The sequence below is a fragment of the Bacteroidales bacterium genome (assembly GCA_035353855.1).
GTDB lineage: Bacteria > Bacteroidota > Bacteroidia > Bacteroidales > CG2-30-32-10 > DAOQAK01.
The window spans coordinates 20,694-37,527 of the sequence record DAOQAK010000014.1 but is presented as its reverse complement, the minus strand read 5'-3'; the positions used below and the strand labels follow the sequence as shown (position 1 = coordinate 37,527).

Sequence of the window (16,834 nt, the reverse complement as noted above, 5' to 3'; positions counted from 1 at the left end):
TTTATTTTCTTTAATTCAAACTAACATCTACTGAATAAACATCAGTATTTTTTGTTTGTTGTTTCCACCACAAACCTCTATCAACTTTCAAAACTCCATAGATATTGTACTTTATAGAATTAGCTTCTTTAGGTACAGCAATTGTTTGCACTAATAGCTGATCTCCTAACAACGGTGTTTGTTCTTCATCCGGATTCAACACCCAACTACATTTATTCGAAGCTATTCCTATCGATTGAACAACAGGAAATTTAACACTATAAGTAAATTTGCCTATAAAACTTGCTTCAGATGCTAATTGAATTTTCATATCCCCTCCAAGCGAAAGATATTTTGTAGATAAATTATTTTTTAAAACATCTGGAATTTCTATACCAAAATTTCCATTTGCAGACATTGAACCAGAGAAATTTATATTTGCTTTAAACACTTCTTTAAATCTAGTATTTGGTAATAAGTCGATGGTCTGAAAATTACCATCTGACGTAATAACTTCAGCATGATATTGTAATTCATTTACATGGGCTTTCCCTTCAACTCTTATTGCTCCAATTGCATGTACAATAGTAAATATTTTGCATTTATTAAAAAGCACTTTGATCTCTGGAGGCACTTCAGAATTTGACAATGTAAGCACTTCTTCTAAATTTCTAACGATAGGCTCATTTCCTAAACGAACTATAATTCCTGCTTCTTGTGCATCTCCATGTAATTTTTTCAATGTAGGTATCGAATTATCACTAAAGGATTTTATTAAATCAGAACTTTGTAATTGAAGTGGTTCCTTAAATTCTAATTTTTGTTCAAAATATTTCATATTAAGTTAAGTTTAATTTCCACCTACTCTTTTTCAGCCAAACTTATTATTTGGCAAGCTTTTCGGCATCCGCTTATATTTTCTTTATAAATCCTCAATTAAAATAATAATTCACACTTAATATTTTTGACTAGCACTATCTTGTTTATTAATGCTATCTTTTTTTACCATTTCCTTTGGACTTAGATATTCATTATCCGTTTGCTCTTCTGAATTATAATTTTCTTTATCCATTTTTATTGGGTAAGAAGTTACCTTAAAAGAAGTATCATAATAATTCATTAATAACCCAACCGAAACAATTACTATAATTGAAGAAATTATTGCATGAATAAATTTTATTGATTTTAATAAAATAAAAAACACTCCAACAAAAATTGCTATTTCGCCAGTAAATGTAAGTTTTGCACCCATTACAGAAGCATATACTTCAGAATTACCACTTAACAATTTTGTTATTAACAATGCTATCCCGCAAATTAAAAATGTAATACCTATAGTTATAAATATTTTTTTTGACTTCTTATTATCCGTAACTGTCATAGTATTAATTTTAATAATATAAAAATCACCTAAAGATTTTTTACAATTATTAATAACTGTAATCTATTTTGCCTTTACCATCTTTATTGGTAACAGAAGCTTTTATATAAACAGTTATTTTTGTTGAATGCCAAAAACTGGTGTTAATATTACATTCTAATTTCTGACCCACTTTTACATTTGTCCAATGACCGCCACCGCCATCACTTGATTTAACGGTAATATCATAGATTGCATCAGGTTCACTTATTGAAGCAACGATATGAACTGTTTTTCCTGCGCCATATTTATCTATAGCGTAATTATATTCTCCTTTTTCGTTAAGGTGAAAATTAAAAGGAATACTTCCACTTCCTTTTAATGAAGTAGGTATTGACGAATCAGTAAGAGTGTTATTTCTGTCAGCCTCAAGATTTCGCTGAAGATCATTTTGTATTGAGTTGAATAATGAATTAATTGCTGTTTTCATACTTTTATATTTTTTATTATTAAAAAAATTATTTGGTAGTCTTATTTTCTATAGGTGATTTTTATCATTAGCCATATTTCCGAATGTTCAGATTTATTCCGACAAATTATTCTACACAAATTAATTGCATTTAATAGTTCAAAACAATTCTCTTTTTAGGGTATTTTTAAAATTCAACTATCCCCTTTTTAGGGGATATAAAAAATTAACTAAAATAAATATCCGGTCTTAATTCCTTTTTCGTAGCATCAGGTGTTGTCAAACCGGAAACAGTAAAGCCGCTTAAATGCGACCATTTAAGTTCAACAATAATTTTATCAACATCTTCCCAATTATTTAGCGGGTTATATTTTATTACAACATGGATGCAAACATCATCACTAAAATCTTTTATAAATGATTTTATTTCGTTAATGGTTTGTTGGGGATTCCCATTTCTTGCCTTTAGCCAGTGTTTAACTTCCATTTTTGTAAGAGTAAACTGGATGGCATCGGATAAAATAGTATGAGGAAGTTTCATATTTTACTTTTTACTATTTGTATATATTTATATTTTGTTTCGTTAAAAAATGCCCGGGAAATAAGTGAGCTATGACTACCCAATTATTTTATCCCGGGCTGTTTTAATGATTGAATAACCTTTTACTATAACTGTTATGTTGTTGGATTTACAATGTCAGAATCCTTACATAAATGCATATTGATTAAAAAAATTTAAATTTATTTTTTCTTAACAGTTATATCGTAAAACCCAAAATTCAAAAATTAAAAAACAATTAATTATTCATGGACATATAATTAGAAGCAGTAACGAAGTTTCCTTCCAGTTTAAATTTTAATTCTTTTAACTTCCGGAAAGCCACATTGATTTTTTTTCCATCGCGTAATAACATTAAATTACTGCTATCATTATATATTTCTTTTATATGATTAATATTTACAAGATATGATTTATGACAACGGAAAAAATTTGTCATGTTTAAAAGGTTTAGTAAAACATTCAATCTTTTCGATACATATAAAGGTTCATGATTAATGAAGTGTATCCATGTATAATTCCCATCTGCTTTGCAATGAGTAATATTTGCAGACTGTTCCACAATATATTTGTATGCTGAAGAAACATCTGTTTTATTTTTATTTTCACTAATTTCCATAATTAATATTTCAGGATTTTTGATAGTATATAATTTTAAAATGATTATTCATAACCCATAGCATACATATAACAACCGTTATATAGCAGCATTTATCTTTATGATAATACACGAAGAATTTTTTTTATGTCTCCGTTTGTATTAAGATATTTATTTATAATTCCAATAATTATTTCCTTATCGACCTGTTTATTGATAAAATCATCACAATCAATATTTGCAGCAAAATCGCAAATCCGATTGCTTGCAGAATGCAAAACAACAGGAAGCCCACACCTCAATTCCTTAATTCTATGGGCTGCTTCAACACCGCTTAATTCTGACAAACTAACATTCATAATCACCAAATCTATTTCCGGATTTATTTCACACATTTTTACTGCTTCAAGACCATTCTGTGTCCATATTACACTATGATCTGCTTTGCATATATATTTGCTAATTAAATAGCTTGACAAAAAATTTTCATCTGCAACAAGTACTACTTTTTTTATGGCTCTCATTCATTACTTTATTTAGGAAGGTGCTGTTTGCAACTTCCTGTTATGTGATATTTTATTTTGTAGTTAATAATGTTGATAGTTTATGTATAGCTGGAATATTAAAGACATATACCCCATCCCTTTAAACATATCAACTCAAAAACTATTAAGTTTTCTATAGCAAACCGCAATATCATGATCTGTCTCTTCCTTCTTTTATTTCACATTTTATATTAATAAATCAGTTTTATAAATTTGACCTTCTATTGTATTAATACCTTGAGTCAATAAAAGGTTACCCATATTTTTAAAACATTTTTATTTACAAATTACATATCACTGATAATAAGAATAATAAAAACTTCATTTATAATTATCGTATTTCATATCATTGAATAAAAAACATGTAAGTAATTATAGTTTACTTGCCATTAACGATAATAAAAAGTCAGGAAACTATGTTTGGAGGGTCGGAACGATAGTTACCACGCAGGCAATTACAGTTATCTTACTCAAAACTATGATTGACAGGCAAAATATTATAATTTTATATCTCCGTATTAGAGCATGTTCCTCAAAATAATAAAGGCGCCATAAGCGCCTTTATATAATTATTATTTAATTTTTATTCAATGGTGGTGGTGGTGGCAATATGGGAGGATTAACAGGTGGTGGATCCTCTCCTCCTTTTAAGCGTAGTAATTCAAAACTTTCCAATTTTTCATTGGCAAAATGCATCAAAATGCTTTGCCTTTTCCGGTTTTCATGTTTTGTTTTCATAGCTTTAAATTTTAATTGTTAGTATTAAAAAATTAAAGACCGTCTTCTATAGTATTAATTCCTTGAGGTATTAAAAGGTTACCCTATTTTTCTAAGTATTTCACATAAAAACATTATATCGCTAATTATTAAGGGAATAATTTAACATTTTATGTTATTAAAAATTCCTATCTTTGATGTATATATGCACTTATCGTATACTTATTATTTAGTAAGCACATGCCCCTGGAAAAAAGGAAAAAGAGTTTAAATAAACTCCTTGTATTTTCATTAATTTTTATATTCACAAGCCTTTACTTACCAGCAGGCACAGGTATTTTCAATAATTATATAGAAAACAGGCAAAACAGTACTATAGCTGAAATTCAATATTCGCAAGCAAATAAATTATTTGAAGATGATTTGTTTCAAAAGGCTGCCGAAAAGTATAAAAATGCATCCCTTTTATATGCACAAAATAAAAACTGGCGTCTATACACACAAAGCCTCATTAATCAAGGCAAATGCCTAAAAAACCTTAAAGAACTAAACGCTGCTGAAAAAATATTTGCAAAAGCAGAAAGCATAGCTTTAAAATATTTCAAAACGGATGATGTGCTATTTTCTTCCTTATACTGTGCTCAGTCATTTTTGTTCAATGAAAAATCACTTTTTGACAAATCAATAGAATATGCTAATCGGTCCGTTTCAATCCATAAAAAAATAAATATTGCTGACACATCATTGATGCTGCCATATTATGCCCTGGGAATGGGATATTACGCGAAAGGCAATTATAATGAATCTATTTTAAACTTTACCAAATCCATCTTTTTTGCATCGCGATGTAAAAAAGACAATTCGTCCATTATATCGAAATGCTGGAGTTATATTGGCACTAATTTATGGATGCTGGGCAAATATGACAGATCATTGGAATGTTATAAAAAATCTGCATTACTAATTAAAAAAAATATACAAGATAAAATTATAAACACTATTAATATTGTAATCTTAAACATACAATTAGGCAAATATTCAGATGCTATCCAATACTTAAAATCTGTCGATTTAATTCTAAAAAACAATCCTTCTGTAAACAAGGTTTTTCATGGATTATCTTGCAATCAAAAAACTATTATCTACCTTAAGTTACATAATTATAATAATGCAATTACCCAAGGAAATAATGCATTATCTTATTTTAATTCCGACACTTCATATAATAAAATATACTTACCATACCTTTATTATTACCTAGGAACAGCATATTCAGGGCTAAACAAGACCAATGAAGCAATTCAGAATTACCAGAAATGTATCCTGCTTAAACAAAAATACAAACAAGATAAAGATGTTAATTCATTTTTACTTTTAGCAAAATGTTTTGAAAAAACGGAACAAACCGAAAAATCAGATTCTACTTATAATGCCATAATAAATTATCTGCATAAAAACACGAATGAGCCTGTTCTTGCTAATGTTCTATTGCATTATGGAACTTTCTGTCTTAATAATAATAATTTAGAAAAAGCTCTTTCAAGTTATTCCAGAGCTTTGGATATTTGCATCAATAAATACGGATTTTACAATATCAATACAACTGCTGCATACAATGATATCGCTAACCTGTGGATGAATAAATGTGATTATGATAAAGCCCTGCAAAATTACCAGCTTGCTCTTGCATCGCAAATTAAAGGCACCGACAAGAATAATATTTATAATGATATTTCTACAAAAAATATTTCTGCCGATATTGATTTATTAATCACATTAAAAGGAAAAGGAAAAGCTTTTTATAAAAAATATCAATCCGACACAGGTAACATTAAACTTTTACAGGCATCGCTTAACTCATACAAACTTGCCATTGATGCAATTGATAAATTTAAATTCCTTTACAACAATTCTGAAAGTTCAGCCATAATGCTTGAAAACGAAAACGAAACTTTCGATAACGCGATTGAAGTAGCATCGCAATTATTTTCACAAACGGATTCGGAAAAATATTTTAACCAGGCATTCATGTATGCCGAAAAAAGCAAATCATCAACATTGCTTGCTGCCATTAGGAATAATGAGGCTTTTACTATCGGAAAAGTTCCTGTCGCTTTTCAGAAACTTGAAAAAAAATTACAACTGCAAATTGAACAATACAAACAACTACTATACGAAGAAAATAAATTAGCTAAAACCGACAGTAAAAAAATATCTTATTTAAATTTGAATATTGCGGAATTAACCACATACAACAACAACCTTATTCATTATCTTGAAAAAGCCTATCCCGAATACTACAATTTAAAATACAACACCACTGCAATAAGCGCTGATACGATCACAAATAAACTAAAAAACAATGAAGCGTTTATTGAATACACACTGACGGATAATAAACTTATATCATTTATCATTTCCGGGAAAAATAAAAAAATAAATATTCAGGCTGTTGACAGCTCTTTTACCAACAAAGTCGATAAGTACGTACAATGTATAAATACCCCCAAAGTAAAAGATAATAGCGCATGCAGGGAATATGCAACTACTGCATTCTCTCTTTATAAAATCCTTTTAAAACCCTATGAAAATATTTTTAAAGAAAAAAAGCTGATAATCATTCCCGATGAAATACTTTACAACACACCCTTTGAATCATTATTATACGCCGATGCAGGCAATGATATCAAAGGATTCAACAATTTACCGTACCTGATAAAGAGATCATCGGTTTCATATGCTGCTTCAGGCACACTGCTTTTCAATTCCAACAAAGCGTTAAGCGGAACCAATAATTCATTGCTCGCCTTTGCTCCTACTTATGAAAATTCGTTACAGGAAAATGGAGAAACCCGTAACTATGCAAAAACATTAACTCCTCTGAAAGGCGCTGTTGAAGAAGTAAACAGCATCAGTTCGATTTTCAAAGGACAAATATTTGAAGGCAATAACGCTACCATCAATAACTTCAAAAATAATTCTTCAAATTATGGTATTCTGCATTTAGCAATGCATACAAAGATCGATGATGTTAATCCTATGTATTCAAAGCTTGCATTCGAACAGGAATCAGGAAATAATGGAATGCTTAACACCTACGAATTGTTCGGTATGCAAATAAATTCCCAGCTATCTGTATTGAGTGCCTGTAATACCGGTACAGGAAAAATAGTTAAAGGCGAAGGCATGCTTTGCCTGGCACGCTGATTTATGTATGCCGGATGTCCCAGCCTGGTAATGACACTTTGGGAAATAAACGACCGGACAAGTTCCGAACTGATCAAAAATTTCTATGCTTACCTTGCGCAGGGCAAAGCGAAAGATGAAGCGCTGAGACTTGCGAAACTTGATTACTTAAATAATTCCGATAATATAAATTCTAATCCATACTACTGGGCAGGTTATATAAATTTTGGAAATCATGAACCTTTAAAAGTTGAACAAAAATCAGAGAAAAATTATTTAGCAAACTTCAGAAGAGGTATATTAATTTTATTATTAATCGGATTCGTTATCTTTTTTAAAATATTCGTTATGGATAAATTTTCATTATCCTTATCGTATGCAAAATCACACTGATTAATTAATCGCTCAGTTTCTCAATAATTTCCGTTGCTTTATTCCTGTATATGTTTTTTTCCGCTATAATCTTATTCAAATATTTCAGTGCATTTTCCTTATCATCTTTCTTTAAATAGCATAAAGCCATATACCATTCTGCATGCTCGGCATACAGTGAATTCTGATCATTTGCCACTTCAATAAATGATGATAGTGCATCATCAAAATTATTTATTTCCATTGCGGAGATTCCTCTTATAAAAAAAGCTTCGGCATTATCCTGATTTGAAGAAGAAATATCCTTGAATAATTTCCATGATTTTTCATAATTCCCTGAATTGTATTCATTCAGCGCTGACTGGAACGGTGTAAGTGCAGCCTGTTCATCTGAGCGTACAAGATCGGAAGCATTATAGGGAGTAAAGTTCTGGGCATACAAACGTTCATTTTCTGCCGGACGTAACATAAAGAATATTGCAGCAGTTATCATTCCCAAAAGCAAAACAGCTGCAGCTGCATATTGCCAACGGAAAGGATGCATACGGATTACTTTTGATTTCTTAGCCCCCTGCTCAATGTTTTCATCACCGATCATGTCTTCTTTGATTTCATCTAATAATGAGCGGTATTCAATTTCATCTTTGCTTTTCAGAAAATCTTTTACTTCTATGCGCAATTTAACTTCATCAGCTAATTTTTTATTTTTTCTTAATTCATCTTCAAACGAATTAAGTTCACCCGCTGAAAGTTCGTTGTTTAAATATTTTTCAATATCATCAATGTTATTCTTTATCTTCATACTTTCTTATGATTTTATATTGATTATCGTTTTTTATCTTTTTTATTAATGCTTCCTGGCATAAATGCTTTCTCTTCTTTGTGTAATTCTCACTGCTATGTCCTATTATCCTTGCTATCTCGCGTAAAGCAATATTATCAAAAAAATTAATTAATATTTTTTTACAGTCCGCCGGCAATTCTTTAAATTTCTTCCAGAACAGACTTCTTTTCATTTCTGAAATCGGTTCCAGTTCAAATAATATTTCCTCTGAACTCAATTTGCCTGCATCAGTATTACCTGAAGTTTCAAAAATAGATTCTAAAATTTCTTTTCTCCTGTTTTGTAATTTTATTCTTTTTTGAAGCATCAGGTTTATGACTGAAAAAAAATATGTTTTAAAACTGCAAGTAAGATTCAATTCGTTATCAATAATTTTTTTATACATTATTATTAACGCATCCTGAAATAAATCTTCCGCTTCTTCTTCTTTAAACTGGAATTTTTTAACTATCCTTCCCCTTATATCATAATAATATGATTTATAAAGGTATTCCAATATATGGCGCTCTTTATTTCTTATACCAGTTATTATATCTTCGTCCTTTATTGCTTTCACACTCTATATTGTATTAATTCCCTATACCGTAAAAAGGTTACCCTAAAAACTTTATTATTTATTTTTTATTATTGCTGTCAGATTAATTTTTATTTCGCACCTACGGTATTTCTATAGCCTCGTTAGTGGCGGTATACATTTTAAAGTACTGAAATCAGTACATCTAAACATAATATTAAATATTTAATCGGACAAAAATATTTTTTGCAAAATAAATAAACTGATTATCCATCTCACAAAATATTTTCTTTTACAATTAAAAAAGAGTTTGCTCAAACAGGTAAGCAAACTCTTTTTTAATTGTTTACAAAATTATCGCTGAATAAACAATTTTGAATTCAACAGCACATTACCTTTATTATTTGTAATTGTATAAAGATAAACTCCATTATTAATATTCGGAACATCAAAATTGTTTTCCAAATCATTAATCGCATACGAACCTATTTCTTGTCCCAATATATCATATATTTTCAGATTTGCATTTTCCTGTGTTTTATTAGAAACAGCAATATTATTAGCAGATGGGTTCCATATCAGATTGATTTGATCATTATAAATGTTATTTTCAGGAACAGAAGTGGTATTGAATACAAGGTCGAGATCATCAATCCAGAGAGTGCTGTTGACTTGCTGCCCCGTAGCTCCTGTGCTGGATGATAATATCCAAAGTGAACTATCAGGAGTATTTGCACTTCTATATGTTATCGCTTTACTAAAACGCTTGAACGTGGAAACTGCTGTTGCAGGAACAAAAAACTGAGCTTTACCTATCGTATCCCTGGCGCTTCCAAATAATAAAAATTGAACAAACCCTGTATCGTTACTTACAGGCGATGATCTGTACCAACCTACAATACTATCGGGACGCAGGGTATATGGAAGCCCGCCGGTAATTGAACCCGTCATTGTACTGGTGTTGGTATAAATTTTACCGGTAGTTGCAATTCCTTGTGCAGTAGTAATAACAGCATTTTTAGTTATCAATTTTATTGCAGAAGCCCCTGAATGATATTCACCGGCAGCAGTAGCCTTAAGACAGGTGTAAATAAAATAAGTTGCTGTTGTTGAATTTAAAGTACTCCAATTATTTGGATTACTATAACCTGTAGCACTTGTCCAGTTTTCAAAACCGGCATTAGGTGTAGCTGCATTCTGACCAAATGCAATATTTGCAAAAAGAGCAAATACTAAAAAGATTATGTATTTTTTTTTCATAGTTTTGGGATTTAATAAGATTTTGGTATTTACTTTTTAATTTATAAAAATCGCAAAAAGGATTTCAAAAAAATCAATCATACCTGTCGCCCCAATCCCAATCTAAATAGTCGTCATACTCTTCGTATTCGTCATAGTCCTGATCATAAACTTCATCATCTTCCAAGATTCCTTTTTCAGAATATACGGCATAGGTAGCAGGGCCACCCATTGAATAACGTACCACATACCTTTCGCCTTTTATCTTATACCATTTTTCAACTTTTGCACCGGGATATTTCTTATTGAAATTATTAATTAAATCGGCAGGCACAGATTTTACATCAACAACAGATTCATCATTTACTTTTACTTTAAATAAATGATAGCTTTCACATGATGAAATTATTAAAGAAATTAAAATTAATAAAAAAAGCTTTTTCATTTTTAATTTTTTATTTTGATTTTCAAAACTAATGATTTTTCAATAAAATCAAATAAAAGATTTATATTTTTTTATCCTCAAGCTCTTTATAAAAAGCATTTTAAACAGGATTTTTCGTAATAGAAATTTCTTATTTGATAAACAATTATACTTTGAATCTTAACGCCAAATTCACAACTCTTCCGTCAATAGGAGCCCACAAGGTTTTAAACACAGGATTATTATATGGAGATAATACTATTTGTTCTATTTTATTTTGCCTGAAATCAAAAACATTTTCACAGTTAAGCGTAATATAGAATTTCCCAATTTGCCTTTGAACCATTGCCGCATAAAACCAATAACCCTGAACTTTACTTCCATCTTCAAGATACTGATAGCTCTGGTAACTGCTTTCCACTCCCATCAGCCATTTATCTTCAACTTCATATGCAATAATGTATGACAGCTTTGATTTTGGTGTTAATGGCAATGAAGTTGAAACTGAATTTTTATGTGACAACGGACTCATAGCTGTATAGCCAAAATACAATTCAACTCCTTCATACGTTAACCTCACATAAGTATCGCTTCCCTTAGTATCAATATAATAGGGTGCTGTCTGATACGAAATATAATTATTGCTATCGGTTACTAAAACCACCGGGTTCTCAACCTTTGTGTAATACACCGATTGATTCAATGTAAGTGTTAATTCATTTTTAAAAGCTTTAAAATAATTCAGCTCGGCATTTACACCTTCCGATTTTTCAGTGTTTATAGAAGATGATAAAGGAAAGACATTATTGAAATTATTCACCACATTCACATCCGAAAAAATATTCGGCACCAGGTAACCCGTACCGGCATTAATTCGCGACGATAATTCTTTTGTAAACTTATAAAGTATCGCGATACGCGGAAGTACAAAAGGATTATAGTCCTTCTGATAATCGACCCTTAAACCGCTTTCAATGGTAAGCTTTTCGTTGAGCAGCCAATCGTCCTGTATAAATACGCCTTCAGTATTGTTGCTAAAGTTTCCAAATTTTATTTTCAACGAATCTGCTTTTACAAAACTTTCATTAATAAAATTTAATCCCATTACAGTATTGTGATTCCTGCTTTTTAACAAATACGACATCTCGGAATAAACCGAATATTGATTTCCTTTAAAATATGCATCTGTAATATCAATTGATTTTAAACAGTTACTGATTGTGGCTTTTACAGAAAAAATATTTTTCGCAGGAGTAGTGTGATCAAAGTCGATATCTAGTGTCTGGCGGTCGGTGTTATTTTTTTCATAATACGGATGAAGCGTATCAGGAGTATGAAGAACAGCCTGCATGTCGCCACCTATGCGCCTTTCAGACAATACAGAAACACCTGTTTTAAGAACAGTGTTTTTATTAAAATAGAAAAACACCCGTGGATGCAACAAATAATATTTCGATTCGGGCACATCAGAAAAGCCGTCTTTGTCAACATCTACAGCCTTCTGCAATGTTCCGCCACAAAATATGGAATAGCCTATTTTTTTTGTACGTGCCGAATAATAAATATTTGAAGTATATTCTTTCAATGTTGAAGCATTCACCAACACCTGCAATTCCGGCTCAACAGTAGGTTCTTTGGAAACAAAGTTAATAATACCTCCAATTGCGCCACCACCATACAAAGTAGAAACAGAGCCTTTGATTATTTCAACCTGTTTCAGATCAAGAGGCGGAATACTGAGCACACCAAGTCCTCCCGAAAATCCTTCGTACAAAGGATGTCCGTCGCGAAGCATTTGCGTATATTTTCCGGCAAGACCAAGCATTTTAATTTCAATATTTCCCGAAGCAGCCGAAATCTGCTGCACCTGCACCCCCGAATTATCCATAAGCATACTGGCAATACTTCCGGGCTTTACACCACTTTCTTCAACCATTTCATCCTGACCGAGTACTTCAACTTTTATAGGCAAATCATCAAGCCGTGAATTATTTCGAGTTGCTGTAACGGTTATTGCTTCCATATCAAAACTTGAAGGAACAAGAAAAACAACAGGAACAACACTAGTGATTTCCTTTTCGGGGAAATTTACGTTCAATGTTTTCTTCACATAACCAACTATTGATATTTCTAATGTTTGCATTCCATTGGGAATCCCGCTAAGCACGGCAATACCATTTGTGTCGGAGGTTACGCCTTTGGTTGTTCCGCTTAGCATTACATATACTCCGGGAATATTTTCATAAGTTATGCTATCTTTAATTTCACACTTAAATGTATTTTGCGCCGACATTGACTTACATAATATCAACAGAAATAAAATTACAATCTTACTATAAATTCTCATGTTCATGTATTCTCAGTTTTATTTAAAACAGATGATGCTAAATTGTGTTTGTATATTTTTCAATAACGATTTATAATAGTTAGATGTAATTTTTTTGAAAAACTTTTATTCGTTAACAATCTTTTCTAAAATTTTATTTGATTACATCATATCCAGATGTAAACATTTATCAATAATATAATCTTAAAAAAATTCATATTGCATTTTGGCTAAAGCCATAATCATCGCTAAACATGCCCCACGACCTAAAGGTCGTTGTTAATGAAAATAACACTGATTTTTGACTTTAGTCCTGCTTTTTCACGTTCAACTTTTGCCAAGATTAATTCAAATAATATTCAATTATCTTTTAAAAATTTTCATTTTATATTTTTCACTCATTCAAAGAAAGATTAAGCCTTGCAGCATAAAAAAAAATTCTTTTTCAAACTATATAAAATGTTTTTAAATTTGGGAATAAAATCAAGCTACCCGATTAATTATATAGGATTGCTATATGTTTATTTGAATAAAATATTAACTTACCTTAATCTATAAAATAAACTTATGAAAGCTTTTTATATTCTTACTTTTTTTTTATTATCTTCCTTTACAGCTGCCCTTGGACAAAAGAAAGTAACTTATCCCTTTTCTGATTCTTTAATATGGCGAGTGGATTATAAACACAATGATTCTTCCAGTGGATTTATTTATGATGTAAATGAATATTTTTTTTATTACTTTGCAGGTGACACTTTAATTAATTCATTTGACTACAAAAAAATATACAGATCATACGATTCTGTTTATGTTACAATTTGGAATATTCCTAATTATAATCCCCCGTCATCTTCTAAGTCTAAATACATCGGAGCTTTAAGGTATGACACCAATTCGAACAAAGTATTTATTAAATATAATTCATCGGCAGAGGATCTTCTTTATGATTATAATCTAGATATTGGGGACACAATAAAAGGTATAATAGCATTATCAAATTCAACTAATTATTATTCTATTGTTTCATCTATAGACTCAATTTTAATAAAAGGCAAGTATAGGAAGAAATGGAATTTTAACGACTGTTACAATGATTCAGCATATATTATTGCTGGTATCGGCTCATTTTATGGATTAATAGAATATCGTGATGGTCAACCTCATGAAAGCCATCTTGTTTGTGTAAAAGACAGTTCAAATACAATATTTGTTTCTGGTTACAATTCGTCTTTTGGATGCAATTTAATATATGGAGGGATAAACGAAATATCCTTAAAAAGTGTAATTAGTTTTTTCCCAAATCCTTTTTCTTCACAAACAATTCTATGGACAAGCAATCCATTGCATAATGCAATTCTTACATTTTACAACTCCTTAGGACAGGGTATTAGGCAAATATCAAATATATCAGGGCAAACAGTTACAATTTTAAGAAATGATTTATCAAAAGGAATTTATATTGTTCAGTTATTACAAAACAATATGATTATAACAACAACCAAGTTAGTAATAATTGAATAATGCAAACATCAAATAATAAATGTAGCTATATTTAATTTTTTTAACTTTCATACCGCTTAATTTGTGGCACGCCAACAACTCCATGCTTGTTAATTTCAATTAACTTAGCTTAATCATGAAAATTAATCTTTCATTATTTCTTAAAATATTTTTAGTTTTTAATCTATTATAATTTTCTTTAATTTCGCTTCATAATTACTATAAAACTGAACCTAAAACCAAGAAACATTTCATATGAAAAAAATCATCGAATGCGTACCTAATTTCAGCGAAGGTAATGATATGTCAATAATCAAACATATTACTGACCAGATTGAAACTGTTGAAGGAGTTAAATTACTTGATGTTGACCCGGGCAAAGCAACCAACCGTACTGTTGTAACTTTTGTGGGCGAGCCGGAACCCGTTATTGAGGCGGCTTTCAGGGCAATAAAAAAAGCTTCCGAGATTATTGATATGCGTAAACATAAAGGCGAACATCCGCGCTTTGGCGCTACCGATGTTTGTCCGTTTGTTCCCGTTGCAAATATTACTATGGACGAAGTTGTGGAATATGCACGCAAACTAGCCGAACGTGTAGGAAAAGAATTAAAAATCCCTATTTACTGTTACGAAAATGCAGCATTTACACCCGAAAGAAGAAATTTGGCAAACTGCCGTTCCGGCGAATATGAAGGCTTACAGAAAAAATTAGCCGACCCAAAATGGAAACCTGATTTTGGTCCGGCTCAGTTCAATGCTACTGCTGGTGCAACTGCTGTAGGCGCCCGTGATTTCCTTGTTGCTTACAATGTGAATTTAAATACTACTTCAACACGAAGAGCCAACGCTATTGCTTTTGATATTCGTGAAAAAGGTAGACCGAAACGCGAAGGCAACCCGATTACCGGAAAAATTGTTAAAGATGAAAAAGGTAACCAGGTAATGATTCCCGGCTCATTAAAGGCTTGCAAAGCTATAGGTTGGTTTATTGAAGAATATGGGATTGCACAGATATCAATCAACTTAACGAATATCAGTATCACCCCGGTTCATATAGCATTTGAAGAAGCCAGCAAAAAGGCACAGGAAAGAGGTTTGCGTGCAACCGGCTCAGAACTGGTTGGCTTGATTCCCAAAAAAGCTATGCTCGATGCAGGAAAATATTTCCTTCGCAAACAACAGCGTTCAGTAGGTGTTTCGGAAGAAGAGATTATTAAGATTGCTATTAAATCGTTAGGCCTTGATGATCTGAAACCATTCAACCCGAAAGAAAAAATTATTGAATATTTATTGGAAGACGCGAATAAGAAAAGCCTTGTTGACATGACCTGCAAAGGTTTTGCAAACGAAACAGCTTCGGAATCGCCTGCTCCTGGCGGTGGATCGGTATCGGCATATATTGGTGCATTAGGTGTTTCGCTCGGAACAATGGTTGCTAATCTTTCATCGCATAAAGCAGGCTGGGACGACAGATGGGAAGAGTTCAGCATATGGGCAGAAAAAGGTCAGGCTTTAAAAGATGAATTACTTTTCCTTGTTGATGAAGACACCGTTTCTTTTAATAAGATAATGGATGCTTTTGGATTACCCAAAGGGAACGATGAACAAACTGCAAAACGAAAACAAGCTATACAGGATGCCACGAAATATGCTACAGAAGTTCCTTTCAGAACCATGCAAAAAGCATATGAATCATTAGAAATCATTAAAGCAATGGTTGAGGTGGGCAATCCAAATTCCGTTACCGATGCAGGTGTTGGCGCATTATGCGCGCGTACCGCTGTAATGGGCGCTTTTCTGAATGTAAAAATAAATGCATCAGGATTGGATGATAAAAATTTTGTAAAGGATATACTTGCAAAAGGAAAAGAGATTGAAGAAAAAACCAGTGCTCTCGAAACAGAGATTCTGGCTATGGTTAACGAAAAAATAAAGTAATAAAATATTTAGATAAATGTCGGGCGCCCCGCATTCGCGGGGCGCCCTTTTTATAAGTAAGTTTATTTGTTTAACATTCTACATATGATGTTAGGTTATACCAATAATTTTCTGAATCCTTACATTTTCGCTAGCTTTTATACCTACCTGGCTCGCCAAGGTGAATGGCGTATTTACATAATTTCATAAAATGAAATATCCATACAAACTTTAATTTGCACCGACTATAATAAAATAATATTTCGTTAAGTTTTTACAAAA

General features: G+C 31.4%; 14 protein-coding genes and 1 pseudogene. 3 read left to right on the top strand and 12 right to left on the bottom strand.

The window, feature by feature from the left end:
• Positions 1–10: 10 nt before the first annotated feature.
• The 7 genes from PKK00_05100 to PKK00_05070 form a co-directional block, all read right to left on the bottom strand.
• Positions 11–817 carry a hypothetical protein gene (locus tag PKK00_05100; GenBank protein HNW97774.1) on the bottom strand — a complete coding sequence of 269 codons (807 nt, stop codon included), beginning with the start codon at positions 815–817 and terminating at the stop codon, positions 11–13.
• A gap of 117 nt (positions 818–934) precedes the next feature.
• Positions 935–1,360: a hypothetical protein gene (locus PKK00_05095; GenBank protein HNW97773.1), complete on the bottom strand. Its 426-nt coding sequence runs from the start codon at positions 1,358–1,360 to the stop codon at positions 935–937.
• Positions 1,361–1,409: 49 nt separating this feature from the next.
• On the bottom strand, positions 1,410–1,829 hold the full coding sequence (locus PKK00_05090) for a hypothetical protein (protein ID HNW97772.1): 420 nt from the start codon (positions 1,827–1,829) through the stop codon (positions 1,410–1,412).
• Positions 1,830–2,034: 205 nt separating this feature from the next.
• Entirely contained in the window at positions 2,035–2,349 is a 315-nt protein-coding gene (locus tag PKK00_05085; protein ID HNW97771.1) for a hypothetical protein, read from the bottom strand.
• A gap of 256 nt (positions 2,350–2,605) precedes the next feature.
• Complete coding sequence (locus tag PKK00_05080) at positions 2,606–2,986, bottom strand: LytTR family DNA-binding domain-containing protein (GenBank protein HNW97770.1); 381 nt, start codon at positions 2,984–2,986, stop codon at positions 2,606–2,608.
• 98 nt (positions 2,987–3,084) lie between these two features.
• Positions 3,085–3,489 carry a response regulator gene (locus PKK00_05075; protein ID HNW97769.1) on the bottom strand — a complete coding sequence of 135 codons (405 nt, stop codon included), beginning with the start codon at positions 3,487–3,489 and terminating at the stop codon, positions 3,085–3,087.
• A gap of 597 nt (positions 3,490–4,086) precedes the next feature.
• On the bottom strand, positions 4,087–4,248 hold the full coding sequence (locus PKK00_05070; GenBank protein ID HNW97768.1) for a hypothetical protein: 162 nt from the start codon (positions 4,246–4,248) through the stop codon (positions 4,087–4,089).
• 888 nt (positions 4,249–5,136) lie between these two features.
• Here PKK00_05070 and PKK00_05065 point away from each other — a divergent pair.
• Positions 5,137–7,806 (top strand): annotated as a pseudogene (locus PKK00_05065) (CHAT domain-containing protein).
• Between the two features lie 4 nt (positions 7,807–7,810).
• On the opposite strand, the gene PKK00_05060 reads toward PKK00_05065, so the two are convergent.
• The 5 genes from PKK00_05060 to PKK00_05040 form a co-directional block, all read right to left on the bottom strand.
• The gene (locus tag PKK00_05060) at positions 7,811–8,587 is read right to left on the bottom strand and encodes a tetratricopeptide repeat protein (GenBank protein ID HNW97767.1); all 777 of its coding nucleotides are present in this window, start codon (positions 8,585–8,587) and stop codon (positions 7,811–7,813) included.
• Positions 8,571–9,185, bottom strand: coding sequence for a sigma-70 family RNA polymerase sigma factor (locus PKK00_05055; protein HNW97766.1), 615 nt, complete (start codon positions 9,183–9,185; stop codon positions 8,571–8,573). The genes PKK00_05060 and PKK00_05055 overlap by 17 nt, the downstream gene beginning before the upstream one ends.
• A 312-nt stretch (positions 9,186–9,497) precedes the next feature.
• Positions 9,498–10,403 (bottom strand): T9SS type A sorting domain-containing protein, encoded by a 906-nt coding sequence (locus PKK00_05050; protein ID HNW97765.1) that lies wholly within the window; start codon positions 10,401–10,403, stop codon positions 9,498–9,500.
• A 73-nt stretch (positions 10,404–10,476) separates the two neighbouring features.
• The gene (locus tag PKK00_05045) at positions 10,477–10,827 is read right to left on the bottom strand and encodes a hypothetical protein (protein HNW97764.1); all 351 of its coding nucleotides are present in this window, start codon (positions 10,825–10,827) and stop codon (positions 10,477–10,479) included.
• A 145-nt stretch (positions 10,828–10,972) separates the two neighbouring features.
• Positions 10,973–13,153, bottom strand: a complete 2,181-nt coding sequence (locus PKK00_05040) for a TonB-dependent receptor (GenBank protein ID HNW97763.1) — start codon at positions 13,151–13,153, stop codon at positions 10,973–10,975.
• A 546-nt stretch (positions 13,154–13,699) separates the two neighbouring features.
• On the opposite strand from PKK00_05040, the gene PKK00_05035 reads away from it, so the two are divergent.
• Positions 13,700–14,653 carry a T9SS type A sorting domain-containing protein gene (locus PKK00_05035; GenBank protein HNW97762.1) on the top strand — a complete coding sequence of 318 codons (954 nt, stop codon included), beginning with the start codon at positions 13,700–13,702 and terminating at the stop codon, positions 14,651–14,653.
• Between the two features lie 234 nt (positions 14,654–14,887).
• Positions 14,888–16,573 carry a glutamate formimidoyltransferase gene (gene ftcD, locus PKK00_05030; protein HNW97761.1) on the top strand — a complete coding sequence of 562 codons (1,686 nt, stop codon included), beginning with the start codon at positions 14,888–14,890 and terminating at the stop codon, positions 16,571–16,573.
• The last annotated feature ends 261 nt before the right edge of the window (positions 16,574–16,834 follow it).